This window comes from Sutcliffiella sp. FSL R7-0096, from assembly GCF_038595065.1.
In the GTDB taxonomy this organism is placed as follows: domain Bacteria; phylum Bacillota; class Bacilli; order Bacillales; family Bacillaceae_I; genus Sutcliffiella_A.
Genome location: NZ_CP152003.1, coordinates 134,249 through 158,864, shown reverse-complemented (window position 1 = coordinate 158,864; position 24,616 = coordinate 134,249). Strand labels below are relative to the sequence as shown.

37 protein-coding genes are annotated in these 24,616 nt (G+C 42.3%); all 37 read right to left on the bottom strand.

Going from position 1 to position 24,616, the window contains the following annotated elements; genetic code table 11:
• Nucleotides 1–251: 251 nt before the first annotated feature.
• The gene (gene rplQ, locus MKY77_RS00875) at nt 252–614 is read right to left on the bottom strand and encodes a 50S ribosomal protein L17 (RefSeq protein ID WP_064097824.1); all 363 of its coding nucleotides are present in this window, start codon (nt 612–614) and stop codon (nt 252–254) included.
• A 74-nt stretch (nt 615–688) separates the two neighbouring features.
• The gene (locus tag MKY77_RS00870; protein WP_148990109.1) at nt 689–1,633 is read right to left on the bottom strand and encodes a DNA-directed RNA polymerase subunit alpha; all 945 of its coding nucleotides are present in this window, start codon (nt 1,631–1,633) and stop codon (nt 689–691) included.
• Between the two features lie 170 nt (nt 1,634–1,803).
• Nucleotides 1,804–2,193: a 30S ribosomal protein S11 gene (rpsK, locus tag MKY77_RS00865; RefSeq protein ID WP_063558956.1), complete on the bottom strand. Its 390-nt coding sequence runs from the start codon at nt 2,191–2,193 to the stop codon at nt 1,804–1,806.
• A gap of 29 nt (nt 2,194–2,222) precedes the next feature.
• Nucleotides 2,223–2,588 carry a 30S ribosomal protein S13 gene (rpsM, locus tag MKY77_RS00860; RefSeq protein WP_010191536.1) on the bottom strand — a complete coding sequence of 122 codons (366 nt, stop codon included), beginning with the start codon at nt 2,586–2,588 and terminating at the stop codon, nt 2,223–2,225.
• 20 nt (nt 2,589–2,608) lie between these two features.
• Nucleotides 2,609–2,722 (bottom strand): 50S ribosomal protein L36, encoded by a 114-nt coding sequence (gene rpmJ / locus MKY77_RS00855; protein WP_003156543.1) that lies wholly within the window; start codon nt 2,720–2,722, stop codon nt 2,609–2,611.
• 41 nt (nt 2,723–2,763) lie between these two features.
• On the bottom strand, nt 2,764–2,982 hold the full coding sequence (gene infA / locus MKY77_RS00850) for a translation initiation factor IF-1 (RefSeq protein ID WP_003348578.1): 219 nt from the start codon (nt 2,980–2,982) through the stop codon (nt 2,764–2,766).
• The gene (locus MKY77_RS00845) at nt 2,982–3,296 is read right to left on the bottom strand and encodes a KOW domain-containing RNA-binding protein (protein ID WP_063558957.1); all 315 of its coding nucleotides are present in this window, start codon (nt 3,294–3,296) and stop codon (nt 2,982–2,984) included. The genes infA and MKY77_RS00845 overlap by 1 nt, the downstream gene beginning before the upstream one ends.
• Before the next feature lie 13 nt (nt 3,297–3,309).
• Entirely contained in the window at nt 3,310–4,056 is a 747-nt protein-coding gene (map, locus tag MKY77_RS00840) for a type I methionyl aminopeptidase (RefSeq protein ID WP_339148349.1), read from the bottom strand.
• On the bottom strand, nt 4,056–4,706 hold the full coding sequence (locus MKY77_RS00835; RefSeq protein WP_339148348.1) for an adenylate kinase: 651 nt from the start codon (nt 4,704–4,706) through the stop codon (nt 4,056–4,058). The genes map and MKY77_RS00835 overlap by 1 nt, the downstream gene beginning before the upstream one ends.
• Before the next feature lie 60 nt (nt 4,707–4,766).
• Nucleotides 4,767–6,062, bottom strand: a complete 1,296-nt coding sequence (gene secY, locus MKY77_RS00830; protein ID WP_339148347.1) for a preprotein translocase subunit SecY — start codon at nt 6,060–6,062, stop codon at nt 4,767–4,769.
• Entirely contained in the window at nt 6,062–6,502 is a 441-nt protein-coding gene (gene rplO / locus MKY77_RS00825) for a 50S ribosomal protein L15 (RefSeq protein ID WP_237665303.1), read from the bottom strand. The genes secY and rplO overlap by 1 nt, the downstream gene beginning before the upstream one ends.
• Nucleotides 6,503–6,536: 34 nt before the next feature.
• Nucleotides 6,537–6,719: a 50S ribosomal protein L30 gene (gene rpmD, locus MKY77_RS00820; protein WP_047972360.1), complete on the bottom strand. Its 183-nt coding sequence runs from the start codon at nt 6,717–6,719 to the stop codon at nt 6,537–6,539.
• Nucleotides 6,720–6,732: 13 nt separating this feature from the next.
• Nucleotides 6,733–7,233, bottom strand: a complete 501-nt coding sequence (rpsE, locus tag MKY77_RS00815) for a 30S ribosomal protein S5 (protein WP_237665305.1) — start codon at nt 7,231–7,233, stop codon at nt 6,733–6,735.
• 20 nt (nt 7,234–7,253) lie between these two features.
• A complete protein-coding gene (gene rplR, locus MKY77_RS00810) occupies nt 7,254–7,613 on the bottom strand; it encodes a 50S ribosomal protein L18 (protein WP_237665306.1) in 360 nt (119 codons plus the stop codon).
• Nucleotides 7,614–7,648: 35 nt separating this feature from the next.
• Nucleotides 7,649–8,185, bottom strand: coding sequence for a 50S ribosomal protein L6 (gene rplF / locus MKY77_RS00805; protein WP_339148346.1), 537 nt, complete (start codon nt 8,183–8,185; stop codon nt 7,649–7,651).
• Nucleotides 8,186–8,216: 31 nt separating this feature from the next.
• Nucleotides 8,217–8,615 (bottom strand): 30S ribosomal protein S8, encoded by a 399-nt coding sequence (gene rpsH, locus MKY77_RS00800; protein ID WP_010191507.1) that lies wholly within the window; start codon nt 8,613–8,615, stop codon nt 8,217–8,219.
• A gap of 30 nt (nt 8,616–8,645) precedes the next feature.
• On the bottom strand, nt 8,646–8,831 hold the full coding sequence (locus MKY77_RS00795) for a type Z 30S ribosomal protein S14 (protein ID WP_060666600.1): 186 nt from the start codon (nt 8,829–8,831) through the stop codon (nt 8,646–8,648).
• A gap of 30 nt (nt 8,832–8,861) precedes the next feature.
• Nucleotides 8,862–9,401, bottom strand: a complete 540-nt coding sequence (gene rplE, locus MKY77_RS00790) for a 50S ribosomal protein L5 (protein WP_339149927.1) — start codon at nt 9,399–9,401, stop codon at nt 8,862–8,864.
• A gap of 26 nt (nt 9,402–9,427) precedes the next feature.
• Entirely contained in the window at nt 9,428–9,739 is a 312-nt protein-coding gene (gene rplX, locus MKY77_RS00785; RefSeq protein ID WP_339148345.1) for a 50S ribosomal protein L24, read from the bottom strand.
• A 37-nt stretch (nt 9,740–9,776) separates the two neighbouring features.
• Nucleotides 9,777–10,145 (bottom strand): 50S ribosomal protein L14, encoded by a 369-nt coding sequence (gene rplN / locus MKY77_RS00780; RefSeq protein WP_010191501.1) that lies wholly within the window; start codon nt 10,143–10,145, stop codon nt 9,777–9,779.
• Between the two features lie 42 nt (nt 10,146–10,187).
• Nucleotides 10,188–10,451: a 30S ribosomal protein S17 gene (rpsQ, locus tag MKY77_RS00775; protein WP_342515563.1), complete on the bottom strand. Its 264-nt coding sequence runs from the start codon at nt 10,449–10,451 to the stop codon at nt 10,188–10,190.
• A 20-nt stretch (nt 10,452–10,471) separates the two neighbouring features.
• Nucleotides 10,472–10,672, bottom strand: coding sequence for a 50S ribosomal protein L29 (gene rpmC / locus MKY77_RS00770; RefSeq protein ID WP_010191499.1), 201 nt, complete (start codon nt 10,670–10,672; stop codon nt 10,472–10,474).
• Entirely contained in the window at nt 10,662–11,096 is a 435-nt protein-coding gene (gene rplP / locus MKY77_RS00765; RefSeq protein WP_010191498.1) for a 50S ribosomal protein L16, read from the bottom strand. The genes rpmC and rplP overlap by 11 nt, the downstream gene beginning before the upstream one ends.
• A gap of 2 nt (nt 11,097–11,098) precedes the next feature.
• Nucleotides 11,099–11,755, bottom strand: a complete 657-nt coding sequence (gene rpsC / locus MKY77_RS00760; protein WP_010191497.1) for a 30S ribosomal protein S3 — start codon at nt 11,753–11,755, stop codon at nt 11,099–11,101.
• Between the two features lie 3 nt (nt 11,756–11,758).
• On the bottom strand, nt 11,759–12,100 hold the full coding sequence (rplV, locus tag MKY77_RS00755) for a 50S ribosomal protein L22 (RefSeq protein ID WP_339148344.1): 342 nt from the start codon (nt 12,098–12,100) through the stop codon (nt 11,759–11,761).
• Between the two features lie 19 nt (nt 12,101–12,119).
• Nucleotides 12,120–12,398: a 30S ribosomal protein S19 gene (gene rpsS / locus MKY77_RS00750; protein WP_064097836.1), complete on the bottom strand. Its 279-nt coding sequence runs from the start codon at nt 12,396–12,398 to the stop codon at nt 12,120–12,122.
• A gap of 57 nt (nt 12,399–12,455) precedes the next feature.
• Nucleotides 12,456–13,286, bottom strand: coding sequence for a 50S ribosomal protein L2 (rplB, locus tag MKY77_RS00745; protein WP_339149926.1), 831 nt, complete (start codon nt 13,284–13,286; stop codon nt 12,456–12,458).
• Between the two features lie 38 nt (nt 13,287–13,324).
• A complete protein-coding gene (rplW, locus tag MKY77_RS00740; protein ID WP_010191491.1) occupies nt 13,325–13,612 on the bottom strand; it encodes a 50S ribosomal protein L23 in 288 nt (95 codons plus the stop codon).
• Nucleotides 13,612–14,235 (bottom strand): 50S ribosomal protein L4, encoded by a 624-nt coding sequence (gene rplD / locus MKY77_RS00735; RefSeq protein ID WP_088016681.1) that lies wholly within the window; start codon nt 14,233–14,235, stop codon nt 13,612–13,614. The genes rplW and rplD overlap by 1 nt, the downstream gene beginning before the upstream one ends.
• A gap of 25 nt (nt 14,236–14,260) precedes the next feature.
• On the bottom strand, nt 14,261–14,881 hold the full coding sequence (rplC, locus tag MKY77_RS00730; protein WP_339148343.1) for a 50S ribosomal protein L3: 621 nt from the start codon (nt 14,879–14,881) through the stop codon (nt 14,261–14,263).
• 36 nt (nt 14,882–14,917) lie between these two features.
• Nucleotides 14,918–15,226: a 30S ribosomal protein S10 gene (gene rpsJ / locus MKY77_RS00725; RefSeq protein ID WP_010191483.1), complete on the bottom strand. Its 309-nt coding sequence runs from the start codon at nt 15,224–15,226 to the stop codon at nt 14,918–14,920.
• A gap of 876 nt (nt 15,227–16,102) precedes the next feature.
• Nucleotides 16,103–17,293 carry an elongation factor Tu gene (gene tuf / locus MKY77_RS00720; protein ID WP_237665309.1) on the bottom strand — a complete coding sequence of 397 codons (1,191 nt, stop codon included), beginning with the start codon at nt 17,291–17,293 and terminating at the stop codon, nt 16,103–16,105.
• A gap of 112 nt (nt 17,294–17,405) precedes the next feature.
• Nucleotides 17,406–19,484 carry an elongation factor G gene (gene fusA / locus MKY77_RS00715; protein ID WP_339148342.1) on the bottom strand — a complete coding sequence of 693 codons (2,079 nt, stop codon included), beginning with the start codon at nt 19,482–19,484 and terminating at the stop codon, nt 17,406–17,408.
• 89 nt (nt 19,485–19,573) lie between these two features.
• Entirely contained in the window at nt 19,574–20,044 is a 471-nt protein-coding gene (gene rpsG / locus MKY77_RS00710) for a 30S ribosomal protein S7 (protein ID WP_010191480.1), read from the bottom strand.
• Nucleotides 20,045–20,093: 49 nt separating this feature from the next.
• Complete coding sequence (rpsL, locus tag MKY77_RS00705) at nt 20,094–20,516, bottom strand: 30S ribosomal protein S12 (RefSeq protein ID WP_010191479.1); 423 nt, start codon at nt 20,514–20,516, stop codon at nt 20,094–20,096.
• 102 nt (nt 20,517–20,618) lie between these two features.
• Complete coding sequence (locus MKY77_RS00700; protein WP_010191478.1) at nt 20,619–20,867, bottom strand: 50S ribosomal protein L7ae-like protein; 249 nt, start codon at nt 20,865–20,867, stop codon at nt 20,619–20,621.
• Between the two features lie 127 nt (nt 20,868–20,994).
• Nucleotides 20,995–24,591: a DNA-directed RNA polymerase subunit beta' gene (gene rpoC, locus MKY77_RS00695; RefSeq protein WP_339148341.1), complete on the bottom strand. Its 3,597-nt coding sequence runs from the start codon at nt 24,589–24,591 to the stop codon at nt 20,995–20,997.
• Nucleotides 24,592–24,616 lie beyond the last annotated feature (25 nt).

The following is a 24,616-nucleotide window of genomic DNA, read 5'->3' as shown; positions in this document are numbered from 1 at the left end:
TGTGAGACTCCTGCGGGAGGGAACGGTTGGTTGAGACCCCTGAAGCGTTGTGAGGAGGCTCAAGCATCGTCCCGCGGAAAGCGAACACCTGGAACGCAAAGCAACAGGGCGTATACGATTCGCTCAAAATCAAGGCAAAAAAATAAAGGGCATAGATCAGTCATTACAACTGTCCGCCCTTATTTATGACTGACTATAGTAAGTTAAAAGACTCGTTGCCTCCTCTTCCAACCACTATCATCTAATATATATTATACAAGTTCAATGATTACCATTGGAGCTCCGTCTCCACGACGAGGTCCGACTTTCATGATACGAGTGTATCCGCCTTGACGCTCTTCGTAACGTGGAGCGATATCAGCAAATAACTTTTGAACTGCATCTTGACCAGTTTCTTCGTTTGCAACTTCGTGACGAACGTAAGAAGCTGCTTGACGACGAGCGTGTAAGTCACCACGCTTACCAAGAGTGATCATTTTCTCTACTAAAGAACGTAATTCTTTCGCACGTGCTTCAGTAGTTTCAATGCGCTCGCTGATGATCAAATCAGTAGTCAAGTCACGTAACATTGCTTTACGCTGTGCGCTAGTACGACCTAATTTTCTGTATCCCATGTTGATGTTCCCTCCTTCTGTAGAAAGTCATGAACGTTCAAACACATAAAGATGCCTAGTTTTACGAGTGTAAACTAGTCATCTTTACGCAGGCCAAGACCAAGCTCTTCTAATTTGTGCTTGACTTCTTCTAAAGATTTACGGCCTAAGTTGCGAACTTTCATCATATCTTCTTCTGTTTTATTTGCAAGTTCCTGAACAGTGTTGATGCCAGCACGCTTTAGGCAGTTATAAGAACGAACGGATAGGTCTAGTTCTTCGATAGTCATCTCTAGAACTTTCTCTTTCTGATCTTCTTCTTTTTCTACCATGATTTCCGCGTTTTGCGCTTCATCTGTCAAGCCTACAAAAATATTTAAGTGCTCAGTTAAAATCTTTGCCCCAAGTGCAACCGCTTCTTGTGGACCGTTACTACCATCTGTCCATACATCGAGTGTAAGCTTGTCGTAGTTAGATACTTGGCCTACACGAGTATTTTCAACATAATAAGAAACGCGGGAAACTGGAGTAAAGATGGAGTCAATTGGAATGACACCGATTGGCTGATCTTCACGTTTGTTTCCGTCCGCTGGTACATATCCGCGACCGCGCTTAGCAGTGAAACGAATACGCAGGTGAGCGTCCTTCGCTAACGTAGCGATATGAAGGTCAGGGTTTAGGATCTCAACATCGCTGTCATGGGTAATGTCAGCAGCTGTTACAGCTCCTTCGCCTTGCACATCAATCTCTAACGTCTTCTCATCATCAGAATAGATTTTTAATGCTAGCTTCTTAACGTTCAAAATAACTGTTGTAACATCTTCAACGACGCCTTCAATTGTTGAGAACTCATGCAGTACACCATCTATTTGGATAGATGTTACAGCGGCACCAGGAAGTGAGGATAAAAGAATACGACGTAAGGAGTTACCCAAAGTTGTTCCATATCCACGCTCAAGTGGCTCGACGACGAATTTACCATAGTTGGCGTCATCGCTGATTTCAACCGTTTCGATTTTTGGTTTTTCGATTTCTAACATTCATAACCCTCCTTCAAAACGTCGAAACCCCGGAAAGACATAAGATGTCTAACCGAAATTCCCCATAGGTATGTCCCGATTGTGCACAACAACAACATTTAATTATCTCTGTATATTTAAACTGTATCATCAGCCATTATTGACATGTATACAAAATCTATACAGACAAATTAAACACGGCGACGTTTTGGTGGACGGCAACCGTTGTGAGGTACTGGGGTTACGTCTCTGATAGCAGTTACTTCAAGACCAGCTGCTTGTAAAGCACGGATTGCTGCTTCACGACCAGCTCCAGGGCCTTTTACTGTAACTTCAAGAGTTTTCAAACCGTGCTCCATGCATGCTTTTGCAGCTGTTTCAGCAGCCATTTGCGCCGCGAATGGAGTGGATTTACGAGAACCTCTGAATCCAAGAGCACCTGCACTAGACCACCCAATTGCATTTCCGTGAGCGTCAGTAATCGTTACGATCGTGTTATTGAATGTAGAACGGATATGCGCGATACCTTGTTCAATATTCTTTTTCACACGGCGTTTACGTGTATTAGTTTTGCGTGCCATATTTAACTTACCTCCTTACTTACTTAAAATTATTTCTTTTTGTTCGCTACAGTACGACGAGGTCCTTTACGTGTACGAGCGTTGTTTTTAGTGTTTTGACCACGAACCGGTAAACCACGACGGTGACGAAGACCACGGTAGCAACCGATCTCGATTAGACGTTTAATGTTAAGAGATACTTCACGACGAAGGTCACCCTCAACTTTAATTTTATCTACAACATCACGAATTTTTCCTAATTCTTCTTCCGTTAAGTCGCGAACGCGAGTGTCTTCAGAAACACCTGCTTCAGCCAATACTTTCTCAGCTGTGGAACGACCGATACCGAAAACGTATGTTAATGAAATTACAACGCGCTTGTCGCGAGGAACATCAACACCAGCAATACGTGCCATATATGCGCACCTCCCTCAAGTTATCCTTGTTTTTGTTTGTGTTTCGGGTTTTCACAAATAACCATGACTTTGCCTTTTCTACGAATAACTTTACATTTTTCGCAGATTGGCTTAACAGATGGTCTCACTTTCATCTTATATTACCTCCCTGATAGTACGGAGTGCTAAAATAGGTTTATTTAAAACGATACGTAATTCTACCGCGTGTTAAATCGTATGGAGAAAGCTCCACCGTTACTTTATCTCCTGGTAGGATTCGGATAAAGTGCATACGTATTTTCCCAGATACATGAGCCAACACAGTATGACCATTTTCCAATTCTACTTTAAACATAGCATTTGGTAAAGTCTCAACGACCGTACCTTCTACTTCAATTACATCGTCTTTCGCCATTAATTAAGTTCTCCCTTCTTCAAATCAGTAACAAGCTCATTAACAAATTTGGTCAGTGCAAAACGCAGCTTTCCATTTGTCACACGGCCTGTTTCCTTCATACTGTTCTGAACTTCTGGAGACACGTAATCAAAAAATTCAAGATGATGAATGTTCTTTTTCTTTGGGCGGTCAAACTTCCGCTTGTCTCCATCCGCTAGGACGACAAAACGCTCATCAAGAATTTTAATAATTACGGCATACTGTCCGGCATCTCTGCCTTGAGTAATCGAAACAATTTGGCCTACTTGCAGAGTCGAATTAGATTCGATCAAGCAATATCACCTCTTAGGCTTTTGTTAAGATCTCATAGCCTGTTTCTGTAATAGCGACCGTATGTTCAAAATGAGCACACATTTTACCGTCAACAGTAACAACAGTCCAGTCATCTGCTAGCGTTTTTACGTAGCGGGTGCCTGCATTGACCATCGGTTCAATTGCAAGAACCATACCAGGTTTTAACCGTGGACCTTTGTTAGGAGGTCCATAATGAGGAATTTGTGGGTCTTCATGTAAGTCTTGACCAATTCCATGCCCTACATACTCTCTTACGATTGAAAAATCGTGACCTTCCGCATACATTTGGATCGCATGGGATACATCAGAGAGACGAGCGCCCGGTTTTACTTCCTTGATGCCTTCATACAATGATTGTTCCGTGACTTCAAGTAATCGCTTTGTTTCATCGGATATGTTACCAACAGCATACGTCCATGCGGAGTCTCCGTGGTAACCATTATATTTAGCACCAATATCTATGCTAATGATATCTCCGTCTTTCAATACTCGATCGCCCGGAATACCATGAACAAGTTCTTCATTGACAGAAGCGCAGATGCTTCCGCGAAAACCATTATACCCCTTAAACGAAGGAATTGCATCATGTTTGCGGATGAATTTCTCAGCAATATCATCCAATTGCTTCGTAGTCACACCAGGTACAATATGTTTTTTTAATTCTTGGTGGGTAAGGGCCACAATCCTACCTGCTTCTCTCATGATGTCAAGTTCACGAGGAGTTTTACAGATAATCATTACGCCTGACCTCCAAGAAGTTCTTCTATATCAGCGAATACTTTGTCAATCGCTTGTTGGCCATCGATGTTGCGAAGATAGCCCTTGGACTCGTAAAAATCCAGTAATGGCTTAGATTGTTTTACATTTACTTCAAGTCGGTTACCTACAGTCTCTTCGTTGTCATCCGCACGTTGATACAACTCACCGCCACACTTGTCACAAACACCATCTTTAGTAGGTGGGTTGAATACCAAGTGGTAAGTGGATCCACAATCTTTACAAATACGACGTCCTGTTAAACGCTCCATCAGAATGCTTTGGTCGACATTGACGTTGATGACATAGTCAATCTTGCGACCTAGTTCTTCTAGCATCTGCTCAAGAGCATCCGCTTGAGGAACCGTTCTTGGGAATCCATCTAATAGAAAGCCGTCCTTGCAATCTTCTTTTTCTAATCTTTCACGAACGATACCGATCGTCACTTCATCCGGAACAAGCTGACCTTGATCCATGAAAGACTTAGCTTTCATGCCCAGTTCAGTTTCTTCCTTCATAGCAGCACGAAACATATCTCCAGTAGAGATATGAGGGATATTGTACTTTTCGACAATTCGTTCTGCTTGAGTACCTTTACCGGCACCCGGAAGTCCCATTAGAACTAAATTCATCTTTTTGCCCCCTCAGTATCTTGTGAAGTATATTGGGATAATGTTATCCCAATTACTTCATTACTTGATAAACCCTTTATAATGACGCTTCACTAACTGGCTTTCTAGTTGCTTCATCGTCTCAAGTGCAACACCTACGACGATCAGTAGACTAGTCCCGCCAATCTGCACTGCTGCAGGAAGGCCGGCAAAGCTCATAAAGATGATAGGTAGGATAGAAATAGCTGCCAAGAACAATGCACCCACAAAAGTTAGTCGGTAGATGATCTTTGTCAAGTATTCCTGTGTATTTACACCAGGACGAATTCCTGGGATATATCCGCCTTGTTTCTTTAAGTTTTCTGCCATCTGTTCAGGATTTGACTGAACAAATGTGTAGAAATAAGTGAAGGCAATGATAAGGGCCACATATACAACCATACCGATTGGATTCGTATAGTCAAAAGAACTAATGATCCATCTTGTCACAGCATTCTCATTAAAGAATGAAGCGATTGTCGGTGGTGTAATGATAAAGGATACGGCAAAGATAACAGGAATTACCCCCGCAGCATTAACCTTCAATGGTAAGTGTGTAGTGTGTCCTCCACCAGTAGGAGCGCGACCCGCCATCTTCTTCGCATACTGAATCGGAATCTTACGTAACGCTTGCTGGATAAAGATAACACCTACGATGACTGCCAAGATAGCAAGTAGGATCAGAGCGACAATCACAAGATTTAGGAACAACTGATCACCAGCATCCTGGATCAAAGAAGCATAAATCTGGTTTGCGCCTGTCGGGATTGCAGATACGATACCAGCGAAGATTAGAATGGAGATTCCGTTTCCTACGCCATGTGCCGTAATTTGCTCACCAAGCCACATCAAGAATGCAGTTCCTGCTGTTAATACTATTGCTATAAGCAGATAAGTAGTGATGGTTGGATTCGAAATCAATTGACCATTGGCCATTGTGTTGAATCCGATTGACATACCGATTGCCTGGATGAAACCAAGAACAATGGTAAAATACCTAGTGAATTGAGCTAATTTGCGACGTCCAGCTTCTCCTTGTTTTGACCACTCCGTGAATTTCGGAACAACATCCATTTGTAAGAGTTGTACAATGATGGACGCTGTGATGTATGGCATTACACCCATGGCAAGAATAGAGAAGTTCTGAAGAGCTCCACCACCAAAAGTATTCAGGATACCAAATACACTAAGTTCATCCTGGAATTTCAAAATGTCAGCGTTCACCCCTGGTACTGGGATAAACGTTCCGATACGGAATATTACTAACATTAATAGGGTGAAGATTATTTTCTTTCTTATATCACCCACGCGCATAAAATTGGAGAATGTCTGGAACATTAAATCACCTCAACTGAACCGCCAGCTGCTTCGATCGCTTCCTTAGCTGCTGAGGAGAATTTATGAGCACGAACTGTAAGCTTTTTCTCGATAGAACCGTTACCCAACACTTTAAGACCAGCGTTTAATTTGCTAACTAAACCTGTTTCAAGAAGTAATTCAGGAGTAACTTCAGTTCCTTCGTCAAAGCGGTTTAGTGCATCAAGGTTGATGATTGCATACTCTTTGCGATTGATGTTCGTGAATCCGCGCTTAGGTAAGCGTTGGAATAGAGGTGTTTGACCACCCTCAAATCCAGGACGAACGCCACCGCCAGAGCGTGCATTTTGACCTTTATGACCTTTACCAGAAGTTTTTCCGTTACCAGAACCAGTTCCGCGACCTAGGCGATTGCGTTCTTTACGAGATCCTTCGTTAGGTTTTAACTCATGAAGTTTCATTGTGGCACCTCCTTATTTAAAAAAACCGTTTCTATTATTGCTCTTTCACAGTAACAAGGTGAGATACCTTGTTAATCATTCCACGGATAGCTGCGTTATCCTCATGGACAACTGTTTGGTGCATCTTTTTCAAACCAAGAGTTTGAACAGTCACACGTTGATCTTGTGGACGACCGATTACACTGCGAGTGAGGGTGATTGCTAATTTGTTCGCCATTTTGTTTCCCTCCTTATCCTAACAGTTCTTCTACCGTTTTACCACGCAATTTAGCAACGTCCTCTGCACGTTTCAATTGCTTTAATCCGTTGATTGTAGCACGGATCATGTTGATTGGTGTGTTAGATCCTAAAGATTTAGAAAGGATGTCTTGAACACCAGCTAACTCAAGTACCGCACGAACTGGTCCTCCAGCGATAACCCCAGTACCTTCAGAAGCAGGCTTCAATAGGATTTCCCCAGAACCGAACTCTCCAAGTACTTGGTGAGGAATTGTTGTACCAACGATAGGTACAGCAACTAAGTTCTTTTTCGCATCTTCAATTGCTTTACGGATTGCTTCAGGTACCTCTTGAGCTTTACCAGTACCAAAACCAACATTACCGTTTTTATCTCCTACTACTACAAGAGCAGCAAAGCGGAAACGACGTCCACCTTTTACTACTTTCGCAACGCGGTTAACCGTAACTACGCGTTCTTCAAGTTCTAATTTGTTTGGATCAATACGACGCATCAGTGTCCCTCCTTTGTCGATTAAAATTCTAGACCAGCCTCACGTGCAGCATCTGCTAATGCTTTCACACGGCCGTGATATAAGTATCCACCGCGGTCGAATACTACTGATTTGATTCCTTGTTCAATTGCGCGCTTTGCAACTAGTTCTCCAACTGCTTTCGCGGACTCTACGTTACTACCGTTTGCCGTTACATCTTTATCAAGTGTAGAAGCACTTGCGATTGTTACAGCGTTAGTATCGTCGATCACTTGAGCGTAAATGTGTTGGTTGGAACGGAACACATTTAAACGTGGACGAGTTGCAGTGCCTGATAACTTAGCACGAACACGAGTGTGTCTTTTCTTACGAGTAGAATTCTTATCAGGTTTTGTAATCATCGTGCAGTCACTCCTTTCTATCTGCTTATGCCGTATTACTTAGCAGTTTTACCTTCTTTACGACGTACATGTTCACCTTCATAACGAATACCTTTACCTTTGTAAGGCTCTGGTGGGCGAACGTCACGAATGTTAGCTGCTAAAGCACCTACGCGCTCTTTATCAATACCTTTAATAACGATCTTTGTGTTTGCTGGTACTTCCACTTCAATCCCTTGTTCAGGAGTGATTTCAACTGGATGAGAGTAACCAACGTTAAGAACTAGTTTATTACCTTGCTTGGAAGCACGGTAACCAACCCCGATTAATTCCAATCCTCTTTCGAAACCGTTTGTTACACCTTGAACCATGTTGTTTAAAAGTGCACGAGTTGTTCCGTGAATTGTACGGTGTTCTTTGCTATCAGAAGGACGTACTACTGTTAATACGTTCTCTTCCACTGTAATAGCCATATCTTGGCTGAATGTACGAGTTAATTCACCTTTAGGACCTTTTACGGTAACTGTGTTGTTGTCGTTTGTAATTGTAACCCCAGTTGGGATTTCAATAGGTTTTTTACCTACACGTGACATAGTTACACCTCCGTTCATTTAAAGAAATTTATTACCAAACGTATGCTAATACTTCTCCACCAGCTTGTTTTTGACGAGCTTCTTTATCAGTGATAACACCTTGAGAAGTAGAGATGATCGCAATACCTAAACCGTTTAATACACGAGGTACTTCATTTGCTTTTGCATAAACACGAAGACCAGGCTTACTGATACGCTTAAGACCAGTAATAACACGCTCGTTATTTGCACCGTATTTTAGGAAAATACGAATGATACCTTGTTTGTTGTCTTCGATAAATTCAACGTCACGTACGAAACCTTCACGCTTTAAGATTTCAGCAACTTCTTTTTTGATTTTAGAAGCAGGAAGTTCTAGCTTCTCGTGACGTACCATGTTCGCATTGCGGATGCGAGTAAGCATATCTGCAATAGGATCTGTCATAACCATTTAATTTACCTCCTTCCCAATTATCGGGTTTTACCAACTTGCTTTTTTAACGCCAGGAATTTGGCCTTTATAAGCTAATTCACGGAAACAAATACGGCAAAGCTTAAACTTACGGATTACAGAGTGGGGACGTCCACAACGTTCGCAACGAGTGTAAGCCTGCACGTTATATTTAGGTGTGCGCTTTTGTTTCGCAATCATTGATTTTTTAGCCACATTTTCGCCTCCCTCTACCACACGCTGGTATTATTTTTGGAATGGCATTCCGAATGATGTTAAAAGCTCACGAGCTTCTTCATCAGTGTTAGCAGTAGTAACGATAACGATATCCATACCACGAACCTTGCTAACTTTATCGTAATCAATTTCAGGGAAGATAAGCTGTTCTTTCACTCCAAGAGTGTAGTTCCCACGACCGTCGAAAGACTTCTTGGAGATTCCACGGAAGTCACGAACACGTGGTAGGGAAACAGATACTAACTTATCTAGGAATTCGTACATACGCTCACCGCGTAATGTAACTTTCGCACCGATAGGCATTCCTTCACGAAGACGGAAACCAGCGATAGATTTTTTTGCTCTTGTTACAACAGGTTTTTGACCAGTGATAGAAGACAACTCTTCTACAGCTGCATCTAGAGCTTTAGAGTTTGATACTGCATCACCAACACCCATGTTGATAACGATTTTCTCAAGCTTTGGAGCTTGCATCACAGATTTATAGTTAAACTTGCCCATTAGAGCAGGAATAATTTCGCTTTGATACTTTTCTTTTAGGCGGTTCATCAAAAGTACCTCCTTTCTTAAACGTTCTATTTATCTAATTGTTCACCTGATTTTGAAGCAACACGTACTTTTTTACCGTCTACTACCTTGTATCCTACACGAGTCGGTTCACCGGACTTAGGATCTAAAGGCATAACGTTTGATACATGAATAGGTGCCTCACGGTTGATGATTCCACCTTGAGGATTTTCTTGAGATGGTTTAGCGTGCTTTTTGATCACGTTGATTCCTTCTACAAGAACACGGTCTTTCTTAGGATAAGATTCAAGAATAACTCCTTGTTTACCTTTATCCTTACCAGAGATAACTACAACTTTATCACCTTTTTTGACATGCATCCTTTCGCACCTCCTTGACAAACATCTTTTCGATTTATTACAGAACTTCTGGAGCTAAAGATACAATCTTCATGTAGTTGTTATCACGTAGTTCACGTGCAACTGGTCCGAAGATACGAGTTCCACGAGGGCTCTTATCATCCTTGATGATTACGCATGCGTTCTCATCGAAACGGATATATGAACCGTCATTACGACGAACACCGCGCTTTGTACGTACTACTACAGCTTTCACTACGTCACCTTTTTTAACAACGCCTCCTGGTGTTGCTTGTTTCACTGTACAAACAATTACATCACCAATGTTAGCGTAGCGACGACCAGATCCACCTAGTACTTTAATAGCAAGCACTTCACGAGCACCTGAGTTATCAGCAACTTTCAAACGAGATTCTTGTTGAATCATGCATGGTACCTCCCTTCGGAATTAAATATCCGAACTTATATATTAGATAATTACAGCTTTCTCTACTACCTCTAGCAAACGGAAACGCTTTGTTGAAGATAATGGACGAGTCTCCATGATTTTCACGATGTCGCCAGTTTTTGCTGTGCTATTCTCATCATGCGCTTTGTACTTTTTAGAGTACTTAACACGTTTGCTGTAGAGTGCGTGAGTTTTATAAGTTTCTACAAGGACTGTGATTGTTTTGTCCATTTTATCAGACACAACACGACCAGTGTAAACTTTACGTTGGTTACGTTCACTCATTTTCGCGAACCTCCTCTTGATTATTTGTTAGAAGCGATCTCTCTCTCGCGAACTACTGTTTTCATACGAGCGATTGACTTACGTACTTCGCGAATACGAGCAGTGTTTTCTAATTGACCAGTCGCTAATTGAAAGCGTAGGTTAAATAACTCTTCTTTTAAAGATTTCACTTTTTGTTCAATCTCGGCAGTGGTTAAGTCGCGTAGTTCATTAGCTTTCATTAGATTCACCACCAATTTCTTCACGTTTTACGAACTTACATTTAACTGGCAACTTGTGCATAGCTAAACGTAATGCTTCACGAGCTACTTCTTCAGATACACCTGAAATTTCAAACATAACCTTTCCAGGTTTAACAACTGCTACCCATCCTTCTGGAGCACCTTTACCGGAACCCATTCGGACCTCTAGAGGTTTTGCAGTGTATGGTTTTGAAGGGAAAATTTTAATCCAAACTTTACCGCCACGTTTCATATAACGAGTCATCGCACGACGCGCAGCTTCGATTTGACGGTTAGTGATCCAAGAAGCTTCTAGAGATTGTAATCCGAACTCTCCGAAATGTACTTCTGTACCGCCTTTCGCTTTACCACGCATTTTCCCACGATGTTCGCGGCGATATTTTACGCGTTTTGGTAATAACATAATTATTTTCCTCCTTCCTCATTTTTCTTCTTTGTAGGAAGGACCTCTCCACGGTAGATCCATACTTTCACACCTAATTTACCGTAAGTTGTATCAGCTTCTGCTGTACCATAGTCAATATCAGCGCGAAGAGTATGAAGTGGAACTGTACCCTCACTATAATGTTCAGAACGAGCGATATCTGCACCGCCTAGACGACCAGAAACCATTGTCTTAATACCTTTCGCACCAGCGCGCATTGCACGTTGAAGTGATTGCTTTTGAGCACGACGGAAAGATACACGGTTTTCTAATTGACGAGCAATGTTTTCAGCTACCAATTTAGCATCCAAATCTGCTCTCTTAATTTCAAGGATGTTGATGTGTACACGTTTACCAGTTAGTTGGTTAAGTGCTTTACGTAATGCTTCAACTTCCGTACCACCTTTACCAATAACCATACCTGGCTTAGCAGTGTGAACAGTAACGTTCAAACGGTTTGCAGCACGTTCGATTTCTACTTTAGAAACAGATGCGTCATTTAGACGTTTTGCGATGTATTCGCGAACTTTGATGTCTTCATGTAGCAGGTTAGCGTAATCTTTTCCTGCGTACCATTTGGACTCCCAGTCACGAATGACTCCTACACGAAGACCGATCGGATTTACCTTTTGACCCACTGGTTATCCCTCCTTCTTTTCTGATACCACGATTGTAATGTGGCTAGTACGTTTGTTAATTTGGCTCGCACGACCCATAGCACGAGGGCGGAAACGTTTCAAAGTTGGACCTTCGTTAACGTATGCCTCAGATACTACTAAAGAGTTTGCGTCCATTTCAAAGTTGTGCTCTGCATTTGCAATAGCAGACTTAAGAACTTTTTCGATTACTGGTGAAGCAGCTTTTGGAGTTAACTTCAAAATAGCTACTGCTTCGCCTACTTGCTTGCCTCGAATTAAATCCATAACTAGACGAGCTTTACGAGGAGCAATACGAACTGTGTTTGCAACAGCTTTAGCTTGCATGTAAAAGCCTCCTCTCTATTTAGCGTTTTGTTTTCTTATCATCATTTCCGTGACCTTTGTAAGCACGAGATGGAGCGAATTCTCCAAGCTTGTGACCTACCATGTCTTCTGTCACATAAACTGGTACGTGTTTACGGCCATCATATACAGCGATTGTATGTCCGATAAATTGTGGGAAAATAGTAGAACGACGAGACCAAGTTTTAACAACTTGTTTGCCCTCAGTTTCATTTAACTTTTCAATCTTAGCAATTAAATGATCATCTACAAAAGGCCCTTTTTTCAAGCTGCGACCCATGTGGAAACCTCCCTTCGTGATTGCTCTACGGCTCCTGTGAACCGTAGTACAACCCCGTTATTTTTTACGACGACGAACGATAAATTTGTCAGACTTGTTTTTCTTCTTACGAGTTTTGAATCCAAGAGTTGGTTTACCCCAAGGAGTCATTGGTGATTTACGTCCGATTGGTGAACGTCCTTCACCACCACCGTGTGGGTGATCGTTAGGGTTCATTACAGAACCACGTACAGTTGGGCGAATACCCATCCAACGAGAACGTCCTGCTTTACCAATGTTGATAAGTTCGTGTTGTTCGTTCCCAACTTGACCTACAGTAGCGCGGCAAGTAGAAAGAATCATACGAGTTTCACCAGAAGTTAAACGTACAAGTACGTATTTACCTTCTTTACCAAGTACTTGTGCAGATGTACCTGCAGAGCGAACTAATTGTCCACCTTTACCTGGTTTTAATTCGATGTTGTGAACTACAGTACCAACAGGGATGTTGATTAGTGGTAATGCATTTCCTACCTTGATGTCCGCTTCAGGGCCAGCCATTATAGTCATTCCTACTTCTAAGTTCTTAGGAGCCAGGATGTAACGCTTTTCTCCATCTGCATAGTTGATTAACGCGATATTAGCGGAACGGTTAGGATCGTACTCGATTGTAGCAACGCGTCCTGGTATACCATCTTTATCACGCTTAAAGTCGATGACGCGGTATTGACGTTTGTGTCCACCACCTTGGTGACGTACAGTCAATTTACCTTGGTTATTACGACCACCTTTTCTGTGTAACGGTGCAAGCAAGCTTTTTTCTGGTTTGTCTGTAGTGATCTCAGCAAAATCAGAAACTGTCATGCCACGACGTCCATTAGAGGTTGGTTTGTATTTTTTAATCGCCATCATGTTCCCTCCTTTTCGATGATGTTTTTATTTTTGTATTAAACCTCGAAGAATTCGATTTCTTTGCTATCAGCTTTTAACGTTACAATAGCTTTTCTACGACGGTTAGTTAATCCGCTATGACGACCTACACGACGGAATTTACCTTTGTAGTTCATGATGTTTACTTTTTCAACGTCTACGCCAAAGATCGCTTCAACAGCATCTTTCACTTCAGTCTTATTAGCTCTAACATCAACTTCAAACGTATATTTCTTTTCTGTCATTAAATCTGTAGAACGCTCAGTAATCACGGGGCGCTTAAGAACATCACGATGATCTCTCATTATGCAAGCACCTCCTCTAATTTTTGAACAGCGTCTTTCGTAAAGATTACTTTATCGTGGTTTACAACGTCTAATACGTTGACACCAGTTACTGTAACAACTGTTACTCCAGGAATGTTACGAGCAGATAAAGCAACGTTTTCGTCAGCGTCAGCTGTTACGATCAACGCTTTACGATTGATTTCTAAACCTTTTAATACAGAAGTCATTTCTTTTGTTTTTGGTGCATCAAAAGCTAATCCTTCTAATACTAATAGTTCGTTTTCTAATACCTTTGATGATAATGCAGATTTGATAGCTAAGCGACGAACCTTCTTAGGAAGTTTGTAGCTATAGCTTCTTGGTGTAGGACCGAATACGATACCACCACCACGCCATTGTGGAGAGCGGATAGATCCTTGACGAGCACGACCAGTACCCTTTTGACGCCATGGTTTGCGTCCGCCACCTGCTACTTCAGAACGTCCTTTTACTTTTGCAGTACCTTGACGTTGAGATGCTCTTTGCATAACAATCGCATCAAACAATACGCTGTTATTTGGCTCAATACCGAATACAGCATCTGCCAATTCAACTTCACCAACGTTTGCGCCAGCTTGGTTGTATAATGCTACTTTAGGCATTTGTAGTTCCTCCTTTCCTAAACAATTAGTTTGCTTTTATAGCACTTTTAATTGTGATTAAAGATTTTTTTGGACCAGGTACGTTACCTTTAACAAGTAATAGGTTACGTTCTGCGTCTACTTTCACGATCTCAAGGTTCTGGATAGTGATGCGCTCTCCACCCATACGTCCAGGTAATAGTTTACCTTTGAATACACGGTTTGGAGCAACAGGTCCCATAGAACCAGGACGACGGTGATAACGGGAACCGTGACTCATCGGGCCACGAGATTGGTTATGGCGTTTAATTGAGCCTTGGAAACCTTTACCCTTTGAAATTCCTGTTACATCTACTACATCGCCTTCTGCGAAAATATCAACTTTGACTTCTTGACCAACTTCTAAGTTAGCTCCACTGATTTCACGAATGAAGCGCTTAGGTGCTGTGTTCGCTTTAGCAACGTGTCCTTTTAAAGGCTTGTTCGCTAATTTATCGCGTTTGTCAGCAAAACCAATCTGAATCGCTTCGTATCCATCTGTTTCAACAGTTTTAACTTGAAGTACAACGTTTGGTGTAGCTTCAATTACTGTTACAGGGATAAGATCGCCGTTTTCAGCAAAAACTTGAGTCATACCAACTTTTCTTCCTAAGATTCCTTTGGTCATCAGTCACACCTCCTAGATTTTTTAAGTATTTATTGATTAAAGCTTGATTTCGATATCTACACCAGATGGTAGGTCAAGACGCATTAAGCTGTCAACCGTTTGTGGTGTTGGATTAATGATGTCGATTAAGCGCTTATGAGTGCGCATTTCGAATTGCTCACGAGAATCTTTATATTTGTGTACCGCACGTAAGATTGTGTATACAGATCTTTCCGTTGGTAACGGAATAGGACCAGAAACAGTTGCACCTGAACGTTTTGCAGTTTCAACGATCTTCTCAGAAGATTGATCTAGAATTCTGTGATCATAAGCTTTTAAACGAATGCGAATCTTTTCTTTTGCCATTATTTTTCCCTCCTTTTTTCGCCTATATTATTGATAGACATTCTCCGTGAAAATTAACCTGTCACACTCGCCATGGCAAAGCGGCCGGGTGTGCCAGCAACCTTTCACATCATCGCAGTCAAAGACCAACATTACCTATTATACATGGAGTTAATAGACAATGCAACTATATTTCAAATAAATCTCTGAGCACTTTTCATATTATAACGAGAAGTGTGGTTTATTGCAACCAGTGGACGGGAGATTTATTCATTTCAGTTTTTTCCAGTTAGGGTTGGTGTTTATTTATATAGAAGAAAGACGGATTTTGCGTGGATGAGTCCGTGTTGGAGTGCGGTGGTTAAGTGATGCTGCTGAGGCGGATGCTGCTGAAGCGGGCTAATCATTTTGTAGATGTTGGGGATGGATGATCTCATTTTCATATACACTGTTGGTAAGGTCTGGGCATATCAGATAATTGTTGGAGATGGATGGACATGTCAAATGTCCGAAGTTTTTAAAGAGTTGTCCGAAGTTTTCGCGAACTTGTCCAAAGTTTTTGGATTCTTGTCCGAAGTTTTGCCTGAAATGTCCGAACCCCAAAACCAAAAGTCCGAAAGGTCGGTAAAAGTTGTCCGAACAGATCCTTACTTTGTCCGAACCTCTCGTTTACCTCATCTTTGATGTCCGAAGACAGTGATAAATTGTCCGAACCATTTTTTTTTCAAGTACAATAACTGAGGCATTTTTCTTTAAAATTTTCATTTTTTGTTGCCTATGCTGGTATTTATCATAGTTTTAGCCGAACCGATCCGTAATCCCAAAACAAAAAACCACAAAAACCGGCACCCCTCAATCAGGATGCCGGTTTGTAAAAGATCTATTCAGATCCAAAAATTACTCTTGGATAGTCGCTACTACGCCAGCGCCTACAGTACGTCCACCTTCACGAATAGAGAACTTAGTTCCTTCTTCGATAGCGATTGGAGAGATAAGTTCAACAGTCATCTCAACGTTGTCGCCAGGCATAACCATTTCTACGCCTTCAGGTAAGTTACAAATACCAGTTACGTCAGTTGTACGGAAGTAGAACTGAGGACGGTAGTTTGTAAAGAATGGAGTGTGACGTCCACCCTCTTCTTTAGATAGTACGTAAACTTCAGCTTTGAACTTTGTGTGTGGAGTGATTGTACCAGGCTTAGCTAATACTTGTCCACGTTGGATGTCGTCACGAGCAACCCCACGAAGAAGTGCACCGATGTTGTCTCCAGCTTCAGCATAGTCAAGAAGCTTACGGAACATTTCTACTCCAGTTACAGTAGTAGATTTAGGCTCTTCAGTTAAACCGATGATTTCGATAGTGTCACCAACTTTAACTTGTCCACGCTCAACACGTCCAGTAGCAACTGTTCCACGACCAGTGATAGAGAATACGTCCTCAACTGGCATCATGAATGGCTTTTCAGTGTCACGAGTTGGAGTTGGGATGTAGTCATCAACTGCAGCCATAAGCTCAACGATTCTTTCTTCCCACTCAGCATCTCCTTCAAGAGCTTTAAGAGCAGAACCTTTGATTACAGGAACATCGTCTCCAGGGAAATCGTACTCAGAAAGAAGGTCACGAACTTCCATTTCAACTAATTCAAGTAATTCTTCGTCGTCTACCATGTCGCATTTGTTTAAGAATACTACAAGGTAAGGTACACCTACTTGACGAGAAAGAAGGATGTGCTCACGAGTTTGTGGCATTGGGCCGTCAGCAGCAGATACTACTAGGATTCCGCCGTCCATTTGAGCAGCACCAGTGATCATGTTTTTAACATAGTCAGCATGTCCTGGGCAGTCAACGTGCGCATAGTGACGAGTTTCAGTTTCGTACTCAACGTGAGCTGTAGAAATTGTGATTCCACGCTCTCTTTCTTCTGGAGCAGCATCGATCATGTCGTATGCCATTGCAGCACCTTTACCGCTCTTCTTAGCAAGAACAGTAGTGATTGCAGCTGTTAAAGTAGTTTTACCGTGGTCAACGTGACCGATTGTACCGATATTAGCATGAGTCTTGGATCTATCGAATTTCTCTTTACCCATTGTTATATCCTCCTTAGAATTTCATTAATTTTTTATTTTATATGTTATTAACAAGTGATTTCCACTTATTAACCTACATACTATTTATAAAACAAGATTAGGTGAAAATCAATTATTCACCTTTATTTTTTTTGATGATTTCCTCAGAAATCGATTTTGGAACTTCTTCATAGTGATCGAAATGCATTGTGAACACTCCGCGTCCTTGTGTGTTAGAACGTAGGGATGTTGCATAACCAAACATTTCAGATAGTGGAACCATAGCACGAACAACTTGAGCGTTACCGCGAGCTTCCATACCTTCTACACGACCACGACGGGAAGTGATACCACCCATGATGTCTCCCATGTACTCTTCAGGTGTCACTACTTCAACTTTCATGACAGGCTCAAGGATTACAGGGTTACATTTGGATACTGCATTTTTAAGAGCTAAAGATGCAGCTACTTTAAACGCCATCTCAGAGGAGTCAACGTCATGGTAAGAACCATCAACCAATGCAGCTTTCACATCAATTAGTTGGTAACCAGCTAGTACACCGTTTTTCATAGAGTCTTCAAGACCAGCTTGAACAGCAGGTACGTACTCACGAGGTACTACTCCACCTACGATTTTGTTTTCAAATTCGAAGCCTTTTCCTTCTTCGTTTGGTTCGAATTCGATCCAAACGTGTCCGAATTGACCACGTCCACCAGATTGACGAGCAAATTTACCTTCAACCTTAGCAGATCCACGGAACGTTTCACGGTATGCAACCTGAGGCGCACCAACGTTAGCTTCTACTTTGAATTCACGTCTCATACGGTCAACCAGGATGTCAAGGTGAAGTTCACCCATACCAGCGATGATTGTTTGACCAGTTTCCTGATCTGTATGTGCACGGAAAGTAGGATCTTCTTCTTGCAATTTTTGAAGAGCAGTTGTCATTTTATCTTGGTCAGCCTTGGATTTAGGCTCAACAGATAATTGGATAACCGGCTCTGGGAAGTCCATGGACTCCAAGATAACTTGGTCTTTGTCGTCACATAGAGTGTCACCAGTAGTTGTGTCTTTAAGACCAACTGCAGCAGCGATGTCTCCGGAATATACAACAGGAATCTCTTCACGGCTGTTGGCGTGCATTTGTAGGATACGTCCTACACGCTCACGCTTACCTTTTGTAGAGTTGATAACGTAAGATCCGGAGTTTAATGTACCAGAGTACACACGGAAGAACGTTAATTTACCTACATAAGGGTCAGTCATAACTTTAAACGCTAGAGCCGCAAACGGGTTGTCGTCTCCAGGTTCACGAGTTACTTCCTCTTCAGTGTCAGGTATAGTACCTTTGATTGAAGGTACATCTGTTGGCGCTGGAAGGTAATCGATAACAGCGTCAAGCATTAACTGAACACCTTTGTTTTTGAATGCAGATCCACAGATTACTGGGTAGAAGTTAACGTCACAAGTACCTTTACGGATAGTAGCTTTCAACTCTTCAGTAGTAAGCTCTTCTCCTTCTAGGTATTTCATCATTAATTCTTCATCTAATTCTGCTACTGCTTCCACTAAGCGTTGACGATACTCGTCAGCTTTGTCTTTGTACTCAGCAGGAATTTCTTTCGCTTCAGAACGAGTACCTAGGTCGTCTTCGTAGAAGTATGCAACCATTTCTACTAAGTCGATGATACCTTCAAACTCATCTTCAGCTCCGATAGGAAGTTGAATTGGATGAGCGTTAGCTTGAAGGCGGTCATGGATAGTTCCTACAGAATATAAGAAATCTGCACCGATCTTGTCCATTTTGTTAACGAACACGATACGTGGAACACCATAAGTTGTAGCTTGGCGCCAAACTGTTTCAGTTTGTGGTTCAACACCAGATTGTGCATCAAGAACTGCTACCGCTCCATCAAGTACACGTAGGGAACGTTCAACTTCAACAGTGAAGTCTACGTGACCAGGTGTATCGATAATGTTTACGCGGTGGCCTTTCCATTGAGCTGTAGTCGCAGCAGATGTGATTGTGATTCCACGCTCTTGCTCCTGCTCCATCCAGTCCATTTGAGAAGCACCTTCATGAGTTTCACCGATTTTGTGAATACGTCCTGTGTAGAACAAAACACGCTCAGTTGTCGTTGTTTTACCAGCATCGATGTGAGCCATGATACCGATATTACGTGTTTTATCTAAGGAGAACTCTCTTGCCATAGTGTATTTCTCCTTCCTAAGTAACTAGATTTAATTTATACCTAAAGCTGTTAAGTACTTGTCTTAACAGCTCCAGATAGTATGTGATCTTACCAGCGGTAGTGAGCAAACGCTTTGTTTGCTTCTGCCATTTTGTGCATATCTTCACGCTTCTTAACAGAAGCACCAGTGTTGTTAGCAGCATCAAGGATTTCGTTAGCTAAGCGTTCCTCCATCGTTTTCTCACCGCGAAGACGAGAGTAGTTAACTAAATAACGAAGTCCAAGAGTTGTACGACGATCTGGGCGCACCTCTACAGGTACTTGGTAGTTTGCTCCACCTACACGACGTGCTCTTACTTCAAGAACAGGCATGATGTTTTTCATAGCTTGTTCGAACACTTCCATAGGTTCTTGTCCGGAACGCTCACCAACTAGTTTGAATGCGTTATAGATGATAGCTTGAGATTTCCCTCTCTTACCATCGATCATTAATTTATTTACAAGACGAGTTACTAATTTAGAGTTGTATAACGGATCTGGTAATACGTCTCTTTTTGCAACAGGGCCTTTACGTGGCATATTATTTTCCTCCTTTCGGGTAACTTAATGTTAAGCAGTTTGAAGTTTATTACTTCTTAGGTGCTTTTGGTCTCTTAGTACCATATTTAGAACGACCTTGCATACGGTTGTTAACTCCCGCAGTATCAAGTGCTCCACGAACGATGTGGTAACGTACCCCTGGTAAATCCTTTACACGACCGCCGCGAATTAAAACTACGCTGTGCTCTTGTAGGTTGTGACCGATACCTGGGATATAAGCAGTTACCTCAATTTGGTTAGTTAAACGAACACGAGCATATTTACGTAATGCGGAGTTCGGTTTCTTCGGAGTCATTGTACCAACACGAGTACATACACCACGTTTTTGAGGTGAAGACACATCAGTTTGAGCCTTCTTGAAACTGTTATAACCTTTGTTCAAAGCTGGAGATTTTGACTTTACAACTTTACTTGTACGTCCTTTGCGGACTAACTGGTTAATAGTAGGCATTAATATTTCCTCCTTCCTAGTGTTTTAAGACCACATATCCAGGTGGTTCATTTTTAGGTAAAAAACAAAGTCTTTGCGAATCTGCACTCACAAAAACAGTTTTTAATGAATGATCGCAACAGCGGAGGCACCGACTTCAATCCCGCAAGCTTTTCCGAGTTTTTTCATCGAATCTACTTTTAAGACTGGTATGTTGTGCTCATTGGCAGTTTGGACAACCTTCTGTGTGACAATCACATCGGCATCTTCTGCAATGACAACCTCTTTTACTGTTCCGGATTTCAGCGCCTTCACTGTTTGTTTAGTACCAACAATGAAGGTGTTTGCCTGCATCACTTTTTCATAAGACATTAACATATCCTCCAAAGCAACAGGTTATATAAGCACCTTTGCTATATTACCATCTCTATTTTTGAATGTCAACACTTTCTCGAATAACATTGAAAAGATTGTCGGGGGCTGCCCGACAATCTTTCTTTTATTCTACTGTTACAGGTTCTTCCTGGCCCACTTCTTTCGTTAGATCGAATTTGCGGTAACGGTTCATACCTGTACCAGCTGGAACTAGCTTACCAATGATAACATTCTCTTTAAGTCCCAGTAACTCGTCGCGTTTTCCTTTGATTGCAGCGTCTGTCAAGACTCTTGTTGTTTCCTGGAAGGAAGCTGCAGACAAGAAGGAATCCGTTTCAAGGGACGCTTTTGTAATACCTAGCAATACAGGACGTCCTGTTGCAGGTGTTTTGCCTTCAAGAAGCACACGTTCGTTTGCATCGGTGAATTGGTGAACATCAAGTAGTGTTCCTGGTAGTACATCTGTATCACCAGCATCGATGACACGTACTTTACGTAGCATTTGGCGAACCATTACCTCTACGTGTTTGTCGCCGATTTCTACCCCTTGCATACGGTATACTTTTTGAACTTCAAGCAGTAGGTACTCCTGTACAGAGACCATATCTTTCACTTTCAGTAGCTCTTTCGGATCGATGGAACCTTCTGTTAGTTCCTGACCGCGGGATACTTCTGAATTCACGCCGACTTTCAGGCGACCAGTGTATGGCACTGTGTAGTTTCTCGTTTCTACTTCACCTTGGACAGTGATTTCCTGCTGACGATCACGGCCTTCGTTGATGGATGTTACGACCCCATCAATTTCAGAGATGACCGCTTGACCTTTCGGATTACGCGCTTCGAAGATTTCCTGAATACGCGGTAAACCTTGAGTGATATCGTCTCCTGCAACCCCACCTGTATGGAATGTACGCATCGTCAACTGAGTTCCTGGCTCACCGATGGATTGGGCAGCGATGATACCAACTGCTTCTCCCACTTCTACTTCTAAGCCAGTCGCAAGGTTGCGGCCGTAACATTTTTTACATACACCATGACGAGTGTCACATGTGAATACAGAGCGGATCCAAACATCTTCCACGCCTGCTTCTACAATGGTTGTAGCAAGGTCTTCAGTGATTAAATCGTTACCCGCCACAAGAACTTCCCCGGTTTCAGGATGCTTCACAGCTTTTCTTGCATAACGGCCGACTAAACGTTCTTCTAATTTCTCTACTACTTCTGTGCCATCTTTCAGAGAAGTAATGTGTAGACCACGGTCTGTTCCACAATCTATCTCACGGACGATAACATCCTGTGCTACGTCTACAAGACGACGAGTCAAGTAACCGGAATCGGCAGTTTTCAGTGCTGTATCGGCAAGACCTTTACGCGCACCATGAGTAGAGATGAAGTATTCCAATACCGTAAGACCTTCACGGAAACTGGATTTGATCGGTAATTCAATGATACGTCCAGATGGATTGGCCATCAGACCACGCATACCAGCTAACTGTGTAAAGTTAGATGCGTTACCACGGGCACCGGAATCACTCATCATGAAGATGTGGTTCAGGCGTGGCAAGGACTCCATTAGCAACCCTTGGATCTTATCCTTCGCAGCACTCCAGATGGAAATAACACGATCATAGCGCTCTTCCTCTGTAATAAGACCACGGCGGAATTGTTTCAGGACTGTATCTACTTTTGTTTGTGCTTCCACCAAGATTTCATCTTTCTCTTTAAGAACCACGATATCAGCTACACCAACTGTAATACCAGCTTTTGTAGAGTAACGGAATCCAAGGTTCTTCATGCGATCAAGCATTTCGGATGTTTGCGTGATCTTGAAGCGTTTGAACACTTCAGCGATGATATTTCCAAGGATTTTCTTCTTAAATGGATCGATTAATTCTTGTGATTGGATTGCCTCTTTTACATTCGCACCTTTTTCCACAAAGTACTTCTCAGGAGTGTTCACTTCTAAGTTGAACTTTGTTGGTTCGTTAATGTAAGGGAATGACGGCGGCAGGATTTCGTTGAAGATCAACTTACCTACTGTCGTGATCAGAAGCTTTTGTTTTTGCTCTTCGGTGAATGTTTCGTTATTTAAAGATCCGGCATAGACCGCCACACGTGTGTGCAGATGCACATATCCGTTCGAATAAGCAATAAGGGCTTCGTTCGTATCTTTGAATACCATTCCTTCACCTACAGCTTTTTCACGCTCTAGAGTTAAGTAGTAGTTACCAAGTACCATATCCTGGGAAGGTGTTACTACTGGTTTTCCGTCCTTAGGGTTAAGGATGTTTTGGGCAGCAAGCATCAAAATGCGTGCCTCCGCTTGTGCTTCAGCAGATAATGGTACGTGAACAGCCATTTGGTCTCCGTCAAAGTCCGCGTTGTATGCTGTACATACAAGTGGATGTAGGCGGATAGCACGGCCTTCTACAAGTGTAGGTTCAAATGCTTGAATACCTAGTCTGTGTAGAGTTGGTGCGCGGTTTAGTAATACTGGATGTTCCTTGATAACGGATTCCAATACGTCCCAAACCTCTGGTTGTACGCGTTCGATCTTACGCTTTGCACTCTTGATGTTATGTGCAAGCCCGCGTTCTACAAGTTCTTTCATGACGAAAGGCTTGAATAGCTCAAGGGCCATTTCTTTAGGCAATCCACATTGGTACATTTTCAAGTTAGGTCCAACTACGATAACGGAACGACCAGAGTAGTCCACACGTTTTCCTAGTAAGTTCTGACGGAAACGACCTTGCTTCCCTTTCAGCATATGAGAAAGAGATTTCAATGGACGGTTACCAGGTCCTGTTACCGGACGGCCACGACGACCATTGTCGATAAGTGCATCAACAGCTTCTTGTAACATACGTTTTTCGTTCTGTACGATGATGCTTGGAGCACCAAGGTCAAGAAGACGTTTTAAACGGTTATTACGGTTGATTACACGACGATACAAGTCATTCAAGTCGGAAGTCGCAAAACGACCACCATCCAATTGCACCATCGGACGTAATTCAGGAGGGATGACAGGTAGTACATCAAGGATCATCCAAGATGGTTCATTGCCGGATCCCCTGAAGGATTCCAATACTTCCAGACGCTTAATCGCTCTTGTACGACGTTGTCCTTGAGCAGTTTTAAGCTCTTCTTTCAGTGTATCCACTTCTTTTTCCAAATCGATGTCAAAAAGAAGTTTCTTGATTGCTTCTGCACCCATGGCTGCTTGGAATGTCTGGCCATACTTTTCACGGTATGCACGGAATTCCTTTTCAGAAAGCAGCTGCTTCTTCTCGAGAGGAGTGTCGCCTGTTTCTGTTACCACGTAAGATGCAAAGTAAATGACTTCCTCTAATGCACGTGGGGACATGTCAAGAACAAGACCCATACGGCTAGGGATGCCTTTGAAGTACCAGATGTGAGATACAGGAGCAGCTAGCTCGATGTGACCCATGCGTTCACGACGAACTTTCGCTCTTGTCACTTCCACTCCACAGCGGTCACAAACGACGCCTTTATAACGGACGCGCTTGTATTTACCACAGTGACATTCCCAATCCTTTGTAGGACCGAAAATTCTTTCGCAGAATAACCCATCTTTTTCTGGCTTTAATGTACGATAGTTAATTGTCTCAGGCTTCTTGACTTCCCCGAAAGACCAGGATCTGATCTTGTCGGGTGAAGCAAGGCCTATTTTCATATATTCAAAATTATTAACATCTAGCAAGGGGCCTACCTCCCTTATAATCTAC